General features: G+C 74.4%; 16 protein-coding genes. 11 read left to right on the forward strand and 5 right to left on the reverse strand.

What is annotated here, in order from left to right:
- The first annotated feature begins 81 nt into the window (after positions 1–81).
- From ACZ7KX_RS20475 to ACZ7KX_RS20490, 4 genes are all read left to right on the forward strand, one after another.
- Positions 82–1548, forward strand: coding sequence for a sensor histidine kinase (locus tag ACZ7KX_RS20475; protein ID WP_470327651.1), 1467 nt, complete (start codon positions 82–84; stop codon positions 1546–1548).
- Positions 1545–2222, forward strand: coding sequence for a response regulator transcription factor (locus ACZ7KX_RS20480; protein ID WP_470327652.1), 678 nt, complete (start codon positions 1545–1547; stop codon positions 2220–2222). Before ACZ7KX_RS20475 ends, ACZ7KX_RS20480 begins: the two co-directional genes overlap by 4 nt.
- A 192-nt stretch (positions 2223–2414) precedes the next feature.
- Entirely contained in the window at positions 2415–3071 is a 657-nt protein-coding gene (locus ACZ7KX_RS20485; RefSeq protein WP_470327653.1) for a hypothetical protein, read from the forward strand.
- Positions 3072–3273: 202 nt separating this feature from the next.
- On the forward strand, positions 3274–4035 hold the full coding sequence (locus ACZ7KX_RS20490; protein ID WP_470327654.1) for an NUDIX hydrolase: 762 nt from the start codon (positions 3274–3276) through the stop codon (positions 4033–4035).
- A 31-nt stretch (positions 4036–4066) separates the two neighbouring features.
- Here the strand turns inward: ACZ7KX_RS20490 and ACZ7KX_RS20495 are convergent, their stop codons facing one another.
- The gene (locus ACZ7KX_RS20495) at positions 4067–5080 is read right to left on the reverse strand and encodes a phosphotransferase family protein (RefSeq protein WP_470327655.1); all 1014 of its coding nucleotides are present in this window, start codon (positions 5078–5080) and stop codon (positions 4067–4069) included.
- A 255-nt stretch (positions 5081–5335) separates the two neighbouring features.
- Positions 5336–6166 carry an SAM-dependent methyltransferase gene (locus tag ACZ7KX_RS20500; RefSeq protein ID WP_470327656.1) on the reverse strand — a complete coding sequence of 277 codons (831 nt, stop codon included), beginning with the start codon at positions 6164–6166 and terminating at the stop codon, positions 5336–5338.
- Positions 6167–6492: 326 nt separating this feature from the next.
- Here ACZ7KX_RS20500 and ACZ7KX_RS20505 point away from each other — a divergent pair, with 326 nt between their 5' ends.
- From ACZ7KX_RS20505 to ACZ7KX_RS20530, 6 genes are all read left to right on the forward strand, one after another.
- Positions 6493–6840, forward strand: a complete 348-nt coding sequence (locus ACZ7KX_RS20505) for a PRC-barrel domain-containing protein (protein WP_396546306.1) — start codon at positions 6493–6495, stop codon at positions 6838–6840.
- A 106-nt stretch (positions 6841–6946) separates the two neighbouring features.
- Positions 6947–7213, forward strand: a complete 267-nt coding sequence (locus ACZ7KX_RS20510; protein ID WP_188303232.1) for a metal-sensitive transcriptional regulator — start codon at positions 6947–6949, stop codon at positions 7211–7213.
- 756 nt (positions 7214–7969) lie between these two features.
- Positions 7970–9037, forward strand: a complete 1068-nt coding sequence (locus tag ACZ7KX_RS20515) for an endonuclease/exonuclease/phosphatase family protein (RefSeq protein WP_470327657.1) — start codon at positions 7970–7972, stop codon at positions 9035–9037.
- A gap of 29 nt (positions 9038–9066) precedes the next feature.
- On the forward strand, positions 9067–11064 hold the full coding sequence (locus ACZ7KX_RS20520; protein WP_470327658.1) for a phosphocholine-specific phospholipase C: 1998 nt from the start codon (positions 9067–9069) through the stop codon (positions 11062–11064).
- A gap of 92 nt (positions 11065–11156) precedes the next feature.
- Complete coding sequence (locus ACZ7KX_RS20525; protein WP_470327659.1) at positions 11157–11630, forward strand: VOC family protein; 474 nt, start codon at positions 11157–11159, stop codon at positions 11628–11630.
- 4 nt (positions 11631–11634) lie between these two features.
- Positions 11635–12084, forward strand: a complete 450-nt coding sequence (locus ACZ7KX_RS20530; RefSeq protein ID WP_470327660.1) for an SRPBCC domain-containing protein — start codon at positions 11635–11637, stop codon at positions 12082–12084.
- A 141-nt stretch (positions 12085–12225) separates the two neighbouring features.
- On the opposite strand, the gene ACZ7KX_RS20535 is transcribed toward ACZ7KX_RS20530, so the two are convergent.
- Positions 12226–13482, reverse strand: coding sequence for an FUSC family protein (locus ACZ7KX_RS20535; protein ID WP_350520850.1), 1257 nt, complete (start codon positions 13480–13482; stop codon positions 12226–12228).
- Between the two features lie 177 nt (positions 13483–13659).
- Positions 13660–14394, reverse strand: a complete 735-nt coding sequence (locus ACZ7KX_RS20540; protein ID WP_470327661.1) for a polyprenol monophosphomannose synthase — start codon at positions 14392–14394, stop codon at positions 13660–13662.
- 227 nt (positions 14395–14621) lie between these two features.
- On the opposite strand from ACZ7KX_RS20540, the gene ACZ7KX_RS20545 reads away from it, so the two are divergent.
- Positions 14622–15389 (forward strand): hypothetical protein, encoded by a 768-nt coding sequence (locus tag ACZ7KX_RS20545; RefSeq protein ID WP_470327662.1) that lies wholly within the window; start codon positions 14622–14624, stop codon positions 15387–15389.
- A gap of 51 nt (positions 15390–15440) precedes the next feature.
- On the opposite strand, the gene ACZ7KX_RS20550 is transcribed toward ACZ7KX_RS20545, so the two are convergent.
- The gene (locus tag ACZ7KX_RS20550; RefSeq protein ID WP_470327663.1) at positions 15441–17048 is read right to left on the reverse strand and encodes a N,N-dimethylformamidase beta subunit family domain-containing protein; all 1608 of its coding nucleotides are present in this window, start codon (positions 17046–17048) and stop codon (positions 15441–15443) included.
- Positions 17049–17421 lie beyond the last annotated feature (373 nt).

The raw sequence follows: 17421 nt of genomic DNA on the forward strand, positions 1-17421 counted from the left end.
CGCCCACCGATTACCGTTGCAGTCAGGGGCCGTCGCCGCTCGCGCCGACGGCCCCTGACTCGCGACCCGGAGACCAGCACCATGACCACCACCTGGCAGCGCATGCGCCGGAACCACCCCCGACGATTCGACGTGATCGGCGGCGCCGTCCTGATCGCGGTCGTCGGAGTCGGCGCGACGATCGACCAGACCGGCCACATCAGCAGCCTGGAACCCGTCTCCGGACTCCTCGGGCTGGTCTCCGCGCTCGCCCTGTTCGCCCACCGCCGCCACCCCCGGGCGGTCACCGCCGTCACCCTGGCCTGCACCGTCCTGCTCGCGTTCACCAGCCCCCGGCTGACCGTCGCGCTGGCCGCCCCGCTGCTCTGCGCCCTCTACTACCTGGCCGTCCGCACCGACCGCGCCACCGCGCTGCGCGCCTCCATCGGCAGCGCCGTCCTGCTCACCGGGATCGCCCTGTCCGTCGGCACCGGCGCATCCCTCGGCGAACGGCTCGGCGTCCTGGCCTGGGCCCTGCTGCCCGGCGCCCTCGGCGACTCCATCCGCAACCGCCGCGCCCACCTCGCGGCCATCGAGGAGCGCGCCGAACGCGCCGAACGCACCCGCGAGGAGGAGGCCCGCCGCCGGGTCGCCGACGAGCGGATCCGGATCGCCCGCGACCTGCACGACGTGGTCGCCCACCACATCGCCCTCGCCAACGCCCAGGCCGGTATCGCGGTCCACCTCATGGACAGCCACCCGGTCCAGGCCCGCGAGGTGCTCAGCCACATCACCGACGCCACCGGCTCGGCCCTGCAGGAGCTGCGGGCCACCGTCGGCCTGCTGCGCCGCGCCGAGGAACCCGCCCCGCTCGAACCCACCCCGGGCCTGGACCGGCTGCCCGAGCTGCTCGGCTCCTTCGAACGGGCCGGGCTGCCGGTCCGGCTCACCGTCCGCGGCGAGGCCCGGCCGCTGTCGCCCGGCGTCGACCTCACCGCCTTCCGGATCGTCCAGGAGTCGCTGACCAACGTAGCCAAGCACGCCCACGGCGCCGACGCCGAGGTCACCCTCGCCTACAGCGGGAGCCGGGTGTCGGTCAGCATCGCCAACGGGCGCCCCACCGCGACCGGGCGCCCCCGCGCCGCGCCACTGCCCCAGCCCGCCCCGGGCGAGAGCGGTTTCGGCCTGATCGGCATGCGCGAGCGGGCCGGCGCGGTCGGCGGCCGGCTCGCCGCCGACGAACGGCCCGACGGCGGCTTCCTGGTCACCGCCGAGCTGCCGCTGCGCACCGGCGCCCGCGACGACGGCCCCGACCCGGCCGCCGCGGCCGGAGCCCACAGAGCCGAACCCCGAGGAACCGAACCCCGAGGAACCGAACCCCGCGGAGCCGGGGCACCGGGAGCCGGGACGCCGAGGGCCGGTGAACCGGACCGCGCCGTCCGGGGGAGCGGTGTGACGCCCTTCTGCGGCCCCCGGGGCGCCCGCGCCACCCGTACGCACGAAACCGAAGGACAGGACCGCGCCACCCGACAGGTTCGCGCCGTTCGAGAGGACAGGGACCACGCATGACCATCCGGGTACTGCTCGCCGACGACCAAGCCCTGCTGCGCGGTGCCTTCCGCATGCTGATAGACGCGGAGGAGGACATGGAGGTGGTGGGCGAGGCCGCCGACGGGCGCGAGGCCGTCGAGCTCGCCCGGGCGACCAGGCCCGACATCGTCCTGATGGACATCCGGATGCCCGGCGCCGACGGCCTCGGCGCCACCGCCGCGATCTGCGGCGACGAGGAGCTGTCCGGCACCCGGGTGCTCATCCTCACCACCTTCGAGATCGACGAGTACGTGGCGCAGGCGCTGCGCGCGGGCGCCGGCGGCTTCCTCGGCAAGGGCGCCGACCCGAAGGAACTTCTCGCCGCCGTCCGGACCGTCGCGGCCGGCGACGCCCTGCTCTCGCCCGCCGCCACCCGCGCCGTGATCGACCAGCTGCTGGCCCAGCCCGACCCGGGCGCCGGCGGTCCGACGAGCGAGCGCCTCGCCCTCCTCACCGCCCGCGAGCGCGAGGTGATGTCGATGGCCGCCACCGGCCTCACCAACGAGGAGATCGCCGAGCGCATGTTCGTCAGCCCGTTCACCGTGCGGACCCACGTGCACCGGGCGATGTCCAAGCTCGACGCCCGCGACCGCGCCCAACTCGTCGCGATCGCCTACCAGTCCGGACTGGTCCCGCCCGGCCGTCCGTCCTGAGCCCGGCGCTCCCGGCACTCCGGGTGCTCCCGCCGGATCCGGGCCGGCCGACTCGCGCGGTTTGAGCCGATTGAGGGCTGAGTGTTCGTCAAAATTCCTCACCGGAAACCGATCAAAGCCCGGGCCTGGCCGAAAACGACCTCCGAACTGGTGTATCGGCGAGTAGTCTGCCGATGACTCAGAATGAGGAGGATGTTCGTGGAAACCAAGGACACGGCAGGCGAGGTGCGGATTCTCCAGCCGTTGCCCGGGCGTACGGCGGACGAATCGCAGGCGTTCGACCTCCGGCTCGCACGTCTGCTCCGCCTGATAGGGGCGGAGGTCGCGGCCGGCCCCGACTACCAGAGCGCGGCCCGGTGGGAGGTCCACAAGGCGGTCGCCGGACGGTCCGAACTGCCCGAGGAGTACTTCGAGGCGCTGCTGGAGGCGGCGGTCCACGACCCCAACCCGAGTTTCAACCGGCGCTTCGTCGAGCCGGCACTGCTCGCCTTCGGGCAGCGCCGGGTCCGCCTCGCCCTGCTCGGCTACCTGCGCACCGGCACCAACCCCGAGCGGGCGGGCGCCGCGCGGGCCTGGTACTGGACGGCCCTGTCGATCGGGGACGGCAGCAACGGCGCCGCCGCCGACGAGGGCGCGAGCGTCCGGGACACCTGGTACGAGACCGCGCTGCGGGAGTTCGTCGCCAACGAGGACCTGGACGTCCGCCGCTGCATCCTCCCCGGTCTCCCGCTGGTGCCGCGCGCCTATCCCGCGGCGCTGCACGGCCTGGTCGAGGCGGCGGTCGCGATCGCCCGCTCGCACCCCGACGAGTACATCCGGCACCGCGCCGAGATCCAGGTCGGCCTCTGACCTCCGGTCGCCCGCGCTCCGGGTGCACGCGCCGACGTGTGTACCCGGAGCGGGATTTCCCGCGCGGCCGGTCAATTCGCCCACGATTCGGCGAATCGCGCCCCAACTGGCTTTCTCCGCCCCACGATTCATGGGCTTGTCGTCCGGTCATGACAATTCCGATCGGCCGCCGCCGAACCCGGGGCCCTGCCACCATGGCGGGATGACCGAAGACCTGAAGCCCGCGGCCGCGACCACCGGGCCCGTCGACGTCGAACTCCTCGAACCCGCTGGCATCCGCCTGGTCGAAACCCCCGCACCACCCCTCCCGGAGCCGGAGCGGGCCGCGATGGACCGCGCCTGGAGGCAGGCCGTCCGGGCGAACCCCGGGCTCTTCGACGGCCCGGTCGTCGCCTGCACCGGCCTCGTCCAGGACAGCCCCGACACGCTCGTCGTCCACTGGGCGCGCATCGGCTACCGCCGCTTCGCCCTGCGCCTCGTCCCGGGCGCCACCGCCCGGGCGAGCTCCCTGTACGTCGCCGTCGTCCAACCCGCCGACGACGGCCGGATCCTGGTCGGCCGGATGGCCGGCCCGACCGCCCGCCCCGGGCGCTGGGGCCTGCCGGGCGGCTGCGTCGAGCCGCCCCCGCCCGGCGAACCGCTCGACCCGCCCGCGCTGCGCCGCCACGCCGCCCGGGAACTCGTCGAGGAGACCGGCGTGTTCACGCCCCCGGAACGGCTCACCCGCTGGCTGCTCGTCCGCGGCGAGCACGGCAGCGTCGGCGTGCTCCACCTCGCCCCGCCCCGCCCGGCCCGGGAACTGACCGGGCGCCACGCGGAGTTGTGCGCCGCCCACCGGTCGCTCGGCGCGGAGCCCGAGTTCGACCGGATCGTCCTGATCGGCTCCCCGGCCGAGGCCGCCGCCCTCCCCGGCCCGCACGCGGACCACCTCGGGCCCGTGCTTCGCCGGCTCTTCGCCGGCTGAGCGCTTGCGGCCGACGCCGGAACGCGGCACGTCACAGCAGGGCCAGGGCCTGCCGGAGGTTGTGCTCGGCGATGCCGGCCATGGCCGGCCGGTCGGGGAAGTCACCGTCGAGCAGCCGCAGCGGGCCGGCCGTCAGCGACAGGCGGTGCGCCAGGGCGTAGAACGCGAGCCGGTCCTCGTCGAGCCCGTCCACCGCGAGGGGCCGGTAGGCGTCGTGGAAGCGGATCCGCAGGAAGACGTGCTCCCACTCCGCGTCGAAGTACATCGTGCCCTCGACGTCGATCACCACCGGGCGCCCGTCCGCGCCCACCAGGACGTGGTCGGGCCCGAGTTCGCCGTGCACCACCGCGTACTCCGCGCGCGGCCGCACCGCCGCCGCCAGGTCGAGCAGCCGCTCCTCCAGCCGGCCGCGGGCCCGGGCGATCCGCCCGTCCCGCGCGGCCGCCTCGGCGAGGTCCCCCAGGGCGCGGTCCAGCACGACCCCCTCGCAGGACGTCCCGCGCGAGGCCCCGCCGCCGTCGACCACGGCCACCTTGCCGTACCCGGCCGCCCGATGACCCCGCATCGCCTCCAGCGCCTCGCCGAGCCCGGCCAGGACCGGGGCGGCCGCACGCGGATCGCGCGCGAGGAACTCCTCCAGGCTCCCGCCCCGGACGTCTTCGACGATCGCCAGGTCGTCCGGGCCGTGGACGCCCCCGCGGTCGAGCGAGCGGATCGCCGGGACACGGACCCCGAGCGCGTGCAGCCGGGCGTGTGCGCCTTCGAACAGGTCGAGCCCGAGACCGGGCGAGAACGGATCGGTGCGGTCGGCGTCGCCCGCGGCCGCCGGCCAGTAGTTCTCGGTGTCGCTCCACCGGTAGGCGATCGCCGTCGTGGCGTCGTCCATCACCAGGCGGTAGACGCCCTTCCGGCTGCCGCCGGCGAGCCGCTCGACGGCCGTCAGCCGCCGTCCGCCGCCCAGCGCGGCCCGCGCCGCACCCGCCAACTGCTCCCGCCCGACCACCCCGCGTGCCACCACGTTCCGAACCGCCCTCTTCCTGACCACGACCCGTGCACGCTACGGGAGCACCGGCCCGGAGGCGAACGGGATTCCACAGCCGTGGCCGCGAGCGGTAGCCGCCGTCGTAGCGCCGGTGGGCCGCAGCGGGCCACGGGCGAGTCCTTGCGGTGGCCTGTGCCTCAGCCTGCGGGTCGCGGCAACTGCCGGAAGCCGTCATCGACTTCGGCGTCCACGTCCCGTACGGCGCCAGGGTGCGCCTGCTGACCGTCGAGCTGGATGCGGTCGGCGTCCACCCCGGGCTCAGGGCTTGCGGGCCACCGCCCCGTACATGCTCACGCGGTCGGCGCCCGGGGCGGGGGCGGTGTCGGGGCGCCAGAGCGGGACGGTGACCACGCCCGGGTCGAGCAGGTCGAGGCCGTCGAGGAAGGTCCGCACCTCGGCGCGGGTGCGGCCGACGAGCGGGGCGGTGGCCTTGTCGTAGACGCCGGTGACGCGGTCGCGGACCACGGCCGGGATGAAGTCCGCGGTGCCGTGCGAGAGGACCAGGTGGCTGCCGGAGGGCAGGGCGTCCAGCAGGGTGGTGACGGCCCGGTGCGGCTCGTCGTCGTCGCGCAGGAAGTGGAGGACGGCCGCGAGGACCAGTCCGACCGGCCGGGAGAGGTCGAGCAGTTGCACGGCGCGGACGGCGTCCAGCAGGGCGGCGGGCTGCCGCAGGTCGGCCCGGACGACCCTGGTGCGGCCGTGCCCGGGGCCGGCCATCAGGGCGCGGGCGTGGCTGAGCACGATCGGGTCGTTGTCGACGTAGACGACCCGGGCGCCCGGGTCGGCGGCCCGGGCGATCTCGTGGGTGTTGCCGACCGTCGGGATGCCGGTGCCGACGTCGAGGAACTGGTCGATGCCGAGCTCGGCGACGCAGCGCACCGCGCGGGTGAGGAAGCCCCGGTTGGCGCGGGCGGTGGAGCGGAACTCCGGGTTGGCGGCGAGCGCCTTCTCGGCGGCGGCGCGGTCGGCGGGGAAGTTGTCCTTGCCGCCCAGGTAGTAGTCGTACATCCGGGCGGGGTGCGGGATGTCGGGCCGCAGGTCGGCCGGGTGCCCGACCCCGCCGGGCCCCCACATGGACTCGTATCCCACGGCTGTTGCCCCCTCCACCCGTCAACCTGCCCGCAAGAGTCCGATGATCTGCTCGCGGCCTCGCCGGCCAGCCTAGAGCCCGGGTCATGACCCCCGGCGCCGGTTGGTCGGGTCACCCCCGTATGTCCCTTTCGTCTCGCAGTGCTGCAGCGGAGCCGGCCGCTCACACCGCGGAAACGGGTGGCTCACGCCGCGGAGCCGGCCGCTCACGCCGGCGCGCGGCCGGGAGGCCGCCGCGCGGGGTCGCCCGTCGCGGCGCAGGATGGAGGATCGGGGAGTGGCAGTGGAACATCCGGCGACGGGAGGTCCGGGCCGTGGGAATCGCAATGGCAGACATCCGGGAGTGGCGCGGCCACTCGGTGGTCGACCAGAAGAGCCATCGCATCGGCAAGCTGGAGGCGGTCTACGTCGAGACGGCCAGTGACGAGGCGTTCTTCGCCACCGTCACGGTGGGTTTCGCCGGCCGGCGCCGCCTGGTGTTCGTCCCGCTGGTGGGCGCCGTGGTCGGGCCGGACTACGTCCGGGTGGCCTACCCGAAGAGCCAGGTCAAGGGGGCTCCGGCGATCGGGACGGACGACGTCCTGCCCGCCGAGGACGAGCCCGCCGTGTTCGCGCACTACGAGGTGCCGTACGCGACCGGCGCCGGTGGCGAGCGGCGGCTGGCCCGTCGCTGAGCCGAGTTCCTCGGGGGGCGGTCGGTACGGGCTTCGTCCACCCGGGAACGAATACCCCGCGGGGTACACTGGTGCATCGACAGTCGATGCGAAAGGCGGCCCCGACATGCAGGTGGACGAGGAGGCGGTCGGCGCGGTCCTGAACCGGCTGCGTCGCGCCCAGGGCCAGTTGGCCGGAGTGATCGCGATGATCGAGGCGGGCCGGGACTGCAAGGACGTGGTCACCCAGCTCGCCGCCGTCTCGCGGGCCCTGGACCGGGCCGGGTTCAAGATCGTCGCCAGCGGGATGCGCCAGTGCATGGCCGCCGCCGACGAGGACGCCGCGCCGATGAGCGAGGCCGAGCTGGAGAAGCTGTTCCTCGCCCTGGCCTGATGCCCCCGCCCGAGGCTCCGGCCTGACGCGTCGGTGTGGCGAGTCGGGGTGGCGAGTCGGGGTGGGGTGCGGCCCCACCCCGGCGGGCGCGAACGAGCAGTGCTCCACGTACCGGAGGGTCGCGACGGTTCATCCGTCGCGGCCCTCTTCGTGCGCCCGCTGAAGTTCCCGTGCCGCCCGATGGCCCGTCATGCGTCGTTCATGCCCCGGTCGCTGACCTCCAGGTGAATGAGGTCGCCCGCAGTTGTACAGCCAACTGTGCGGACAGCCCGCAACTGTCCGCACAGCCGACCGCGGCGAACCCTCCCTCCCTGACTCCGTGACCAGCCGTACCCGACCCGTGCACCGTCCCCCGGCGGTACCGGGCTCCGGGCGCGGCGGACAGGACAACCGTGGCCGCAGGCAGCGCCCTGACCCTCACCTCCTCCTCCAACCCCACCGAAGGTGACCGGCTCACCTTCCACTGGAGCACCGACGCGCCCGACGTAAAGAACTGGGTCGGCATCTACGACGGCAGCCGCCGGCCCGGCACCGGGTCCTCGCTGCTGTGGAAGTACACCCCGGCCGCCACCGGTGACGTCCAGCTCGACACCTCCGCGCTGACCGGCGGCCCGTACACCGCCTACCTGCTCGCCAAGGACGGCTACGGCATCCTCGCAGAGCGCCCCGTTCGGCTTCCGCCCCAAGCCCGCGGTCGTCCGCCCGCACGCCGCCGTCGACTCGCTCACCGCCACGCCCGTCGCCCCGGGCGCCGCCGTGCAGGTCAAGCTCGGCGGCCTCTGGTCCCGCCCGGTCGGCAATGCGCCCGGCTCCGCCACCTTCCGCAAGGTCGGCGGCCCGGCCTGGGCGTCCGTCAGCGCGGACGGCACGCTGACCGGCACCGCGCCCGCCACCGCGGGGAAGAACCCCGAGGTGGTCGTCGTCGGCGTCAAGGACGGCGCGGGCGCCGTCGACACCGTCACCGTGCTCGTCCCCGTCGTCGACCCGGCGGCCAAGCCCCGTCTCAAGGCCGCGAGTTGGAACCTGCACGACGCGGGATCCGGCTACTCCGACGCGCTGGAGAAGCAGCTGCGCGTGGTCCTCGCCCAGGGCCTGGACGTCCTCGCCCTGCAGGAGACGGCGGGCGAGCGCGCCAAGACCCTGGCCGACGCCCTCGGCTGGTACGCCTACCAGAGCCCGGGCAGCGTCGGCATCCTCAGCCGTCACCCGCTCGCCGACGTCACCCCGCCGACCGCCGACCTGCCCGCCGCCGCGGCCACCCTGCAGCTGCCCGGCGGCCGGGCCGTCCGCTTCTGGGCCGCCCACCTGGACGAGGCGGGCTACGGCCCGTACGCCGTGCAGGACGGCAGCACCGCCGCCCAGGTCGTGGCCGCCGAGAACGGCTCGCTGCGGCTGAAGCAGGCCACGGCGCTCGCCGCCGCGGTCCGCGCGGACGCGGCCCGGGGCCTCCCGGTCGTCCTCGCCGGCGCGCTCTCCTCGCCCTCCCACCTGGACTGGACGGCCGCCACCGCCGCGCACGGCGGGGTCGGCCCGGTCGGCTGGCCGGTCACCGTGGCGCTGCAGGCCGCCGGGCTGACCGACACCTTCCGCGAGGAGAACCGCGACCCGGCCAAGGCGCCGGGCGCCACGTGGTCGCCCACCCGCAAGCGGCGCGGCGACCGGCCCGAGCCGCAGGACCGGATCGACTACGTGCAGTACGCCGGCCCGCTGAGGCTGGTCGAGGCGCACACGCTGGTCGCCGACTGGCCGCAGCCCGAGCCGAACGCGGCCGGCAACGAGTGGCCGTCCGACACCGCCGCCGCCGTCGCCACCTTCCAGCTCTGAGACCCGCAGCCCCGAGAGGCCAGTTCGTCATGCCCGAGCTCTCCCGCCGTACCTTCGTCGGCGCCACCGCCGCGGCCGGCGCCACCGCCCTGACCGGTCTGGCCGGCGCGCCGGCCGAAGCCGCCCCGGCCCCCGCGCCCGGCACCACCGCAGCCGCCCCGCTCACCGGCACCGTCAAGGACGTCAAGCACGTCGTCGTCCTGATGCAGGAGAACCGTTCCTTCGACCACTACTTCGGCACCCTCGCCGGCGTCCGCGGCTTCGGCGACAAGCAGGCGCTGCAGTTCCCGGACGGCACCGACGTGTTCCGCCAGCCGGACAGCCGGCGCAGCGACGGCGGCGTGATGCTGCCGTACCGGATGGACACCGCCAAGTACAACGCGCAGAACGCCGGCGGCCTCGCCCACGACTGGGCGACCGGCCACCAGGCCATCAACAACGGTGCGATGAACAAGTGGATCGCCGCCAAGGGCGAGCGCACCATGGGCTACTTCAACCGGGACGACATCCCCTACCAGTACGCCCTGGCCGACGCGTTCACCGTCTGCGACGCCTATTTCACCTCCCTCGCGGGGCCCACCGACCCCAACCGCCTCTACCTGTGGACCGGCACCTCCGGCCCCGGCCGCGACGGCACCACCGGCCCGTGGATCGACAACACCCCGGTCACCGACAACCCCGTCGCCGACTGGACCACCTACGCCGAGCGCCTGGAGGCGGCCGGCGTCACCTGGCGCGTCTACCACAACCCCAGCAAGGACGAGCGCACCGGCGACTACGACGACAACGCGCTCTCGTACTTCAAGCAGTTCCACGCGTTCCCGCACGACGACCCGCGGTACGTCAACGCGATGACCAAGTTCGACCCGACCGACTTCGACGAGCACTGCAAGGACGGCACCCTGCCGACCGTCTCCTGGCTGGTCGCGCCCTACCTGTTCTGCGAGCACCCGGACGCCGGCCCGGCCTACGGCGCGCACTGGGTCGACCAGGCGCTGCAGTCGCTGATGTCCAACCCGGACGTCTGGCGGCACGCCGTGTTCCTCGTCATGTACGACGAGAACGACGGCTACTTCGACCACATGGTCCCGCCCACCCCCGAGCCCGGCACCCCCGAGGAGTTCACCCAGGGACGTGCCATCGGCCTCGGCAACCGTGTCCCGCTGTGGGTCATCTCGCCCTGGTCGCGCGGTGGTTGGGTCAACTCCCAGGTCTTCGACCACACCTCGGTGCTGCGCTTCATGGAGCAGGTCACCGGGGTGGCCGAGCCGAACATCTCGGCCTGGCGCCGGGCCGTCTGCGGCGACCTCACCAGCTGCTTCGACTTCGCCGCCCCCGAGTACTCGATCCCGACGCTGCCCGACACCAAGGCCCTGATGGCCGAGGCCGACGCGGGCGCCAAGCTGCCCGGCGTCGCGCTGCCGGCGGTCGGCGCCCAGTCCATGCCCGTCCAGGAACGCGGCGACCGTCCGCACCGCCCGCTGCCGTACCAGCCGTGGGCCGACGTGGAGGTGGACCGGAAGACCGGCAAGGTCACCTGCACGATGAGCAACGACGGTTCGGTGGCCTTCCCGTACACCGTCTACCCGAACATCGTGCTCCCGTTCGCGGGCACCCCGTACACCGTCGCCCCCGGCGCCACCGCCCGGTACGTCTGGGACGCGGCGGCCACCGACGGCCGCTACGACTTCACCGTCCACGGCCCGGACGGCTTCGTCCGCCGCTTCGGCGGCACGGTGGTCCGGGACGGCCAGGACGGCCGGAACGACGTCGGCGTGCCGATCGTCACCGCCGACCTGCGCGGCAACGGGAAGTTCAGCCTCCAGCTCGCCAACGACGGCATGACCGACGTGGCCTTCACCGCCGCGCCCAACGACTTCGCGGGCACCGCGCAGACCGTCTGGGTCAAGCCGGGCAAGCAGGCCGACCTGGCCTGGCCGCTGGACCAGCAGGGCCGGTACGACGTCGTCGTGACCGCTCACACCGGTCAGCGCTTCACCCAGCGCTACGCGGGCTGGGTGCACTGATCCGCGGCCGGGCCGCGGCCGGGGGCGCCGAACCGGTGACCCCCGGCCGTGGCTCGGCCCACCCGTCGGACCCCGCCGCTACCGTCGGGCGCATGCAGAACATCAGCACCTTCCTCTGGTTCGACGACCAGGCCGAAGAGGCCGCCGCCTTCTACACCTCGCTGTTCCCCGACTCCCGCATCACCCGGGTCACCCGCTACGGCGAGACCGGTCCCGGTGCGGCCGGCTCGGTCATGACCGTCGACTTCGAGCTCGCCGGCCGCGCGTACGTGGCCCTCAACGGCGGCCCCGAGTTCACCTTCACCGAGGCCGTCTCGCTGCAGGTGGAGTGCGAGGACCAGCGGGAGGTCGACGAGCTCTGGGAGAAGCTCACCGCCGAGGGCGGCCAGGCCGGCCCGTGCGGCTGGCTCAAGGACCGCTACGGCCTTTCCTGGCAGATCACTCCGCGGGTCCTGCTCGACCTGATCGGCGGTGAGGACCGGGCCAGGGCCGACCGCGTGATGGCGACGATGCTGCGGATGCAGAAGCTGGAGATCCAGCCCCTGCTCGACGCGGCCGAGGGCTGATGCCGTGACCGCCGCCACCCACCGCGCCGTCCTCTACCTGAGGGCCACCCCCGAGCGGGTCTGGCACGCGCTCACCAACGCCGACGAGTCCGGCCTGTACTGGGGCCACCGCAACGTCTCGACCTGGCTGCCCGGCGCGCCCTGGGAGCACCAGCGCACCGACGACTCCGGGATCGCCGACGTGGCCGGCACGGTCGAGGCCGTCGACCGGCCGCACCGGCTGGTCACCACCTGGGCGGGGCCGGCGGAGCGGCGCCCGGGCGGGCCCTCCGTGGTCACCTTCGACATCCGCGGCTGGCGGGACCTCACGCGGCTCACCGTCACCCACGAGAACCTCGCCGACGAGGCCGAGCGGGTGGACGCCGAGCAGGGCTGGTCGGCCGTGCTCTCCAACCTGAAGACCTACCTGGAGACCGGACACCCGCTCCCGCAGCAGCCCTGGCTGATGCCCTGATGCCCTGATGCACTCACGCGCTCATGTCCCGGTGCCGGACGGACGCCGCGACGCCCTGACGACCTGAACCCCGTGACGCCCTGAACCCCGTGACGGCCCGACAGCCCGGGGGCCCGATCCGGTCGGGGCCCGACCGTCCGGTCAGCGCCCGGCCTCCGCCGCCGGGCGCGCCGTCGTCTCCCGTCCCCGCTCCCGCTCGCCGCGCAGGAACCGGCGCAGCCGGGCGAACCGCGCGAACCGCTCCCGGTTGGCCACCGACGCCCGGTCCAGCTCCTCCATCAGCCGCCGGCTGCGGTGCTCCAGGTCCAGCTCGTCCAGGATCCGGTCCACCTCGGCCAGCATCGAGCCGTGCAGTTGCCAGGCCTCCGGGTGCTCCTGCACCTTGCGCAGCAGCACCTGGGCGACGTTCTCCCGGCAGGCCCAGGCCGCCGCCAGCTCGGAGGTCAGCCGGGTCTCAGCCTCCTCGGCGCTGCTGCTCACCTGGGTGGTCACCAGCACCGCGAAGCTCACCATCGCCCCGCCGACGTGGTCCAGCAGCTCCTCAAGGTCGACCGCGACGTCCGGTGGGAACAGCCGCTCGCCGGGCGCGCGCCGTTTGGCCAGGTCGGTCAGCGAGCGGGCCAGAACCCGGATCACCACGACGCAGATCTCCAGGGTGTCCAGCCCGGTGCGCAGCACCAGCCGCGACAGCAGCCCCTCGCTGATCCGCGGGTTGAACCGCAGGCTGTCCTCGGCCTGCCGCAGCGCCGCGTCCACCTCGGCGATCGCCTGGTCCAGCCGGCGGGCCTCGTGCAGCCGCTCGGCGGCCCGGGCGACCGGCGTGGGACGGCCCAGCTCCTCGGCGATGTCGAGCAGCAGCTGGCGGGCCCGCCGGGAGAGGTCCTCGATCGACTCCCCGGCGGTGTCCACCCAGACCGGTGGCGCGAACACCAGGTTGAACAGCAGGCCGACGGCGGCGCCGATGAGCGTCTCCAGCACGCGGTCCCAGGCCTGCGAGGCCAGTTTGGTGACGCCCAGGATCAGCATCGCGCTGATCGCGACCTCCTGGACGAACTCCTCGACCCGGACGAACCGGCCGACGACCAGCGAGGCCAGGATGATCAGCCCGAGGCTCCACCAGGAGAGCCCGACCACGGCGCTGAAGCCGATCGCGATCAGCACCCCGACGACCACCGAGTTGACCCGGCGGATGCTGGTCTTGAGAGTCGAGTAGACGGTCACCTGGACCACCAGCAGCGCGGTCAGCGGCGCCGTCAGCGGGGCGGGCTCGCTGCTGAGCTGCGTCGCCACCGCGTAGGAGATGGTCGCCGCGACGGTGGCCCGCACGGTCTGGACGACGAAGGGCTCCCGCGCGAAGCGGCGGATCAGGGCCGTGAGTGACTCCGGGAGAAGGGCCATGTCGCCCTTCTTTCCCCGCCGCCGCCCTTCACACCGTTCCGCGGCCCGTTCGGCACCCGTATGAACCTGCCGGAGCGGCCGGTTGCCACCGGTTCGGTCCGGCCGGTCCCCACCGGCTCCGCCCGGCGGTCCGGTCGGGCGGTTCCGCCCGCCGTCCGGACTCCGCCCGCCGTCCGGTCAGTCGCCGCGGTTGAAGCGCAGCTTCCAGGGGGCCAGTGCGGACTCGACCTGCACCCCCATGCTCATCTTCGAGGCGCCCTCGATCCGCTCCTCGAAGCGGATCGGCACCTCGCGGATCGTCATGCCCCGCTTGACCACCCGGTAGTTCATCTCGACCTGGAAGGAGTAGCCGTTGCTCTGCACGGTGGGCAGGTCGATGGCGCGCAGGGTGGTCGCGCGCCAGGCCTTGAACCCGGCGGTGGCGTCCCGGACGCCCAGGCCGAGGATGGTGTTGACGTAGAAGTTGGCCCAGGCGGAGAGGGCCTTGCGGTGCCAGGGCCACTCGGCGGCGGTCGAGCCGCCGGGGACGTAGCGGGAACCGAGCACCACGGCGGTGCCGTCGGTGAGCAGGGTGCGCACCATCTCGGGGATCGCCGAGGCCGGGTGGGAGAGGTCGGCGTCCATCTGGACCACGACGTCGGCGCCCTCGTCCAGGGCCCGCTCCATGCCGGCCAGGTAGGCACGGCCGAGGCCGTTCTTCTCGGTGCGGTGCAGCACGCCGACGGTGCCGTCGGAGTTCGCGGCGAGCTTGTCGGCGACCTCGCCGGTGCCGTCGGGCGAGTTGTCGTCGACGACCAGCAGGTGCAGGTTCGGCACCGGAAGCTCGGCGAGCAGGCCCGCGAGGACCGGGAGGTTCTCCCGCTCGTTGTACGTGGGGACGACCACAACGACCTTGGGAGAGGCCTCGACCATGTTCTGTTTCCCTCGTGCCCTCGCCGGCGGGCACCCCGTGCCGCACCGGTCGGTTTGCCTGGACGACCTGCGCTGGTTGGACCGTGCGAGTGTATCGGGGGTGCGGGCCCGCTCCCGTACGGGGAGGGCCGCCGGACGGGCTCCACCGGGCTCCGGGCATCCGTTCGACCGCGATCGGCCGATGTGGCAGGCTACCGCCGTCCCGAACGCAGAACCGGAGAAATTCCTTGACGACCCGACGCTCGGCCTCCCGGTCGGTCGCCGCCCTGGCCCTCGCCCTGCCCGTCCTCGCCGGCTGCGGCCCGGAGGCGGCGGCGCCGGCACCCGCCACGGCCGCGACGGTCGGCGCACCCGCCGACGCGACCGGGGCGTTCGACCCGGCGGTCGCGATCGCCCACCGCTCGAAGGAGCCGTACGCCGCGACCCTCGCGCTGACCTCCGAGACGGGCGACGGTGACGCGCGGGAGGTCTTCACCGCCACGGGCCGGGTGAACCACAACACCCCGGCCCGGGGCTCCCGCACGGAGGAGCGGACCGTCCGGGGCGGGGCCGAGGTGGTGGCCTGGACGGAGACCCTGACCGTCGACGGGGTCGTATACCAGCGGGACCGGGCGGCTGGGACGGGGTGGCGGCGCGACCCGGAGTCCGCCGCGGGCTTCCGGATCGACCCGGACGTGGTCGCCGCCTACGCCGAACTCCTGCTGGACTCCGGCCCCGCCGCACGCAAGGGCATGGAGACCGAGTCGGGTGTGCCGGTGTTCCACCTGGGCGCCCGGCTCTCGCCGGACCTGATGCGCCGCGCGGACCCGTCGGTCGACGTCGGGGCGCAGGGCGGGGGCGGGCCCGCCGACTGCGACCTGTGGATCGACCGGCTCGGCCGGCCCGTCCGCGTCGAGCAGGCGATGGTGGTCGACGGCACGCGGACCGTGACGGACGACCGCTTCTCGGACTTCGGCCCGCCCGAGACCTTCGCGCCGCCGCTCGCCTCCGGCTGACCCGGCCCGGCTGACCCGACCTCCGGCCGGGCGAGGGTTCGGAGACGGACCCTACGCCGTGCCGTAGACGGTGGCGAGGTTGTCCCGGGCCGGGTGGGTGCGGCCGGCCGGTCCGGCGGCGAAGGTGCGCAGGACGTTCTCGGTGACCCTGCGGACCAGGTCCCCCGCCTGGGCGTCGATGCCGTGGTCGGCGGGGCCGGCGCCGGGGCCGTGGGCGTCCAGGGTCTCGACCCAGCGCATGGTGCCGGAGGCGAAGACCCCGGCGCCGCTCGGCACGGTGTAGTAGGCCGTGTCGGCGTGGGAGGGCCGGCCGTCGCAGACCACGGGGGAGTGCGCGATCACCTCGACCGGGCGCGGGGTGGGGAAGGCGGTGTTCACCCGGTCGTACTCGACGCCGACCAGGTGCGGGAAGGACGCCCCGGCGGCGACGCCCGTCCCCTCGAAGGCCCAGTGCTCGGGGGAGGAGACCACGTACGGGGCGTCCACCGGGTAGCCGTCGTAGATCACGCCGAGCATCGAACTCTCCGGATCGGCGCCCGGGCCCACCCGGAAGTCGGTGGTCGCCGGGGCGCCCGCCCGGTGGCCCGGGTCCTGCGCCCAGGCGTCCTTGTAGCAGACCACGGTGCGCTCCGGGCCGAGGTCGGTCGGCTCGTAACGGATCCGGCGGAAGCAGCAGTTGGCGCCCAGGATCGCCAGGTTGGTGCCGGCGTCGCGGGCCGTGACCACGGCGGCGCGCTGCTCGGGGGACCAGTACTCGTCGTGGCCGAGCGAGACGACGGTGGTCGCGCCGGTCAGCAGGCCGGGTTCGCGGGCCACGTCGACGCCGGTGGTGTAGGCGAGCGGCAGGCCCAGCCGTTCGGCGAAGGCGATCAGCGGCGCCTCGTAGACCAGGAACAGCCCGGCGCCGTGGGCGTAGTCGTACGGCCGGTCGAAGACGACCTTCAGCGAACGGGTCGCGAGGCCGCCGGTCGGGCCGTTGTAGAGGCTGTGGCCGCCCCATTCGTTGTAGGCCTGCCAGGTCGCCGGGGCGCTCATGACCACGGTCCGGCCGGCGGTGACGGCGGAGCGGACGGTGAGCGGGACGTAGCGGCGGCCGGAGCCGTCCTCGGCGTCCAGGCGCAGCAGGTAGGCGCCCTCGGGCCAGCCGGTGGTGTCCACGGCGAGGCTGCGCTGCCAGCCGGTCAGCACGGTGCGGGTCGCCGGGTCCACGTGCGGCGCGGGCTGTCTGCCGCCGGGGACGTTCTGGCGGCGCCAGACCAGCCGGGCGCGGGCCCCGCCGTACCAGCCCATCCGGTACGCGGAGACGGTGAAGGCCGGGGCGGGGGTGGAGACGTGCAGGCCGAAGGACTCGCCGGGCAGGACGCTGACCCGGTCGGCGAAGCCCTCGACGGCGGAGTCCGGGCCGGGGTCGGTGATCTCCCAGCCGGGCGTGCCGGGCAGGGCCTGCTCGTGCGCCAGGTCGTGCCCCGGCCCGGCCTTCCCGGTGTTCCCGGCGGCGCCGGGAGTGCCACTGCCGGGCCCGGCCCCGGTGGCACCGGGCGGTCCGTCGGCGGAGGTGTGCGGGGCGGGCGCCGCCTCCGGGCGCCGGGCACCGCAGGAGGTGACGGCGGCCGCCATCAGGCCCAGGCCCAGAATCCCCCGCCGGCTCGGTACCGCCACTGCGGCCTCCCTGTCGTTCGCAGTCGTGTCGACCGGTCCGCGGCGATCCGGAGCGCCGGTCCGGCCGGGTCAGGTCGGGTCAGGTCGGATCCGACGACGGGTCAGGCCCGTCGACGTGGTCCCGGGCGTCAACCTAGTGCGTCAACGCGCGCGGACATCCTCACTCCTCCCAAGGTCGGGCACGGACCGACGCGCCGGGCCTCCCGGCACGGCCGGGCGCCGCCCGCGGGCCGGGAGGGCCGTACGGGCGCACCCTGGCGTGTTGGCCCGCGCGGTTCCCGGGGGGTGGTGGCCCGGTCACCTAGCCTGACCAGGCCCGCCGTCCGGCGGGCCGCCGGGGGTCCGGAGCCGCACGCGGCCGGCCGAGTCGTGG

The organism is Kitasatospora sp. NPDC038210 (genome assembly GCF_055600605.1).

What these genes read in the sequence shown, in the direction of transcription:
- ACZ7KX_RS20485 (WP_470327653.1), top strand. Translation starts at nt 2,415, where the DNA reads ATGTTCGTGGAAACCAAGGACACGGCAGGCGAGGTGCGGATTCTCCAG.
- ACZ7KX_RS20510 (WP_188303232.1), top strand. Translation starts at nt 6,947, where the DNA reads ATGCAGGTGGACGAGGAGGCGGTCGGCGCGGTCCTGAACCGGCTGCGT.
- ACZ7KX_RS20490 (WP_470327654.1), top strand. Translation starts at nt 3,274, where the DNA reads ATGACCGAAGACCTGAAGCCCGCGGCCGCGACCACCGGGCCCGTCGAC.
- ACZ7KX_RS20535 (WP_350520850.1), bottom strand. Translation starts at nt 13,482, where the DNA reads ATGGCCCTTCTCCCGGAGTCACTCACGGCCCTGATCCGCCGCTTCGCG.
- ACZ7KX_RS20525 (WP_470327659.1), top strand. Translation starts at nt 11,157, where the DNA reads ATGCAGAACATCAGCACCTTCCTCTGGTTCGACGACCAGGCCGAAGAG.
- ACZ7KX_RS20505 (WP_396546306.1), top strand. Translation starts at nt 6,493, where the DNA reads ATGGCAGACATCCGGGAGTGGCGCGGCCACTCGGTGGTCGACCAGAAG.
- ACZ7KX_RS20520 (WP_470327658.1), top strand. Translation starts at nt 9,067, where the DNA reads ATGCCCGAGCTCTCCCGCCGTACCTTCGTCGGCGCCACCGCCGCGGCC.
- ACZ7KX_RS20475 (WP_470327651.1), top strand. Translation starts at nt 82, where the DNA reads ATGACCACCACCTGGCAGCGCATGCGCCGGAACCACCCCCGACGATTC.
- ACZ7KX_RS20540 (WP_470327661.1), bottom strand. Translation starts at nt 14,394, where the DNA reads ATGGTCGAGGCCTCTCCCAAGGTCGTTGTGGTCGTCCCCACGTACAAC.
- ACZ7KX_RS20480 (WP_470327652.1), top strand. Translation starts at nt 1,545, where the DNA reads ATGACCATCCGGGTACTGCTCGCCGACGACCAAGCCCTGCTGCGCGGT.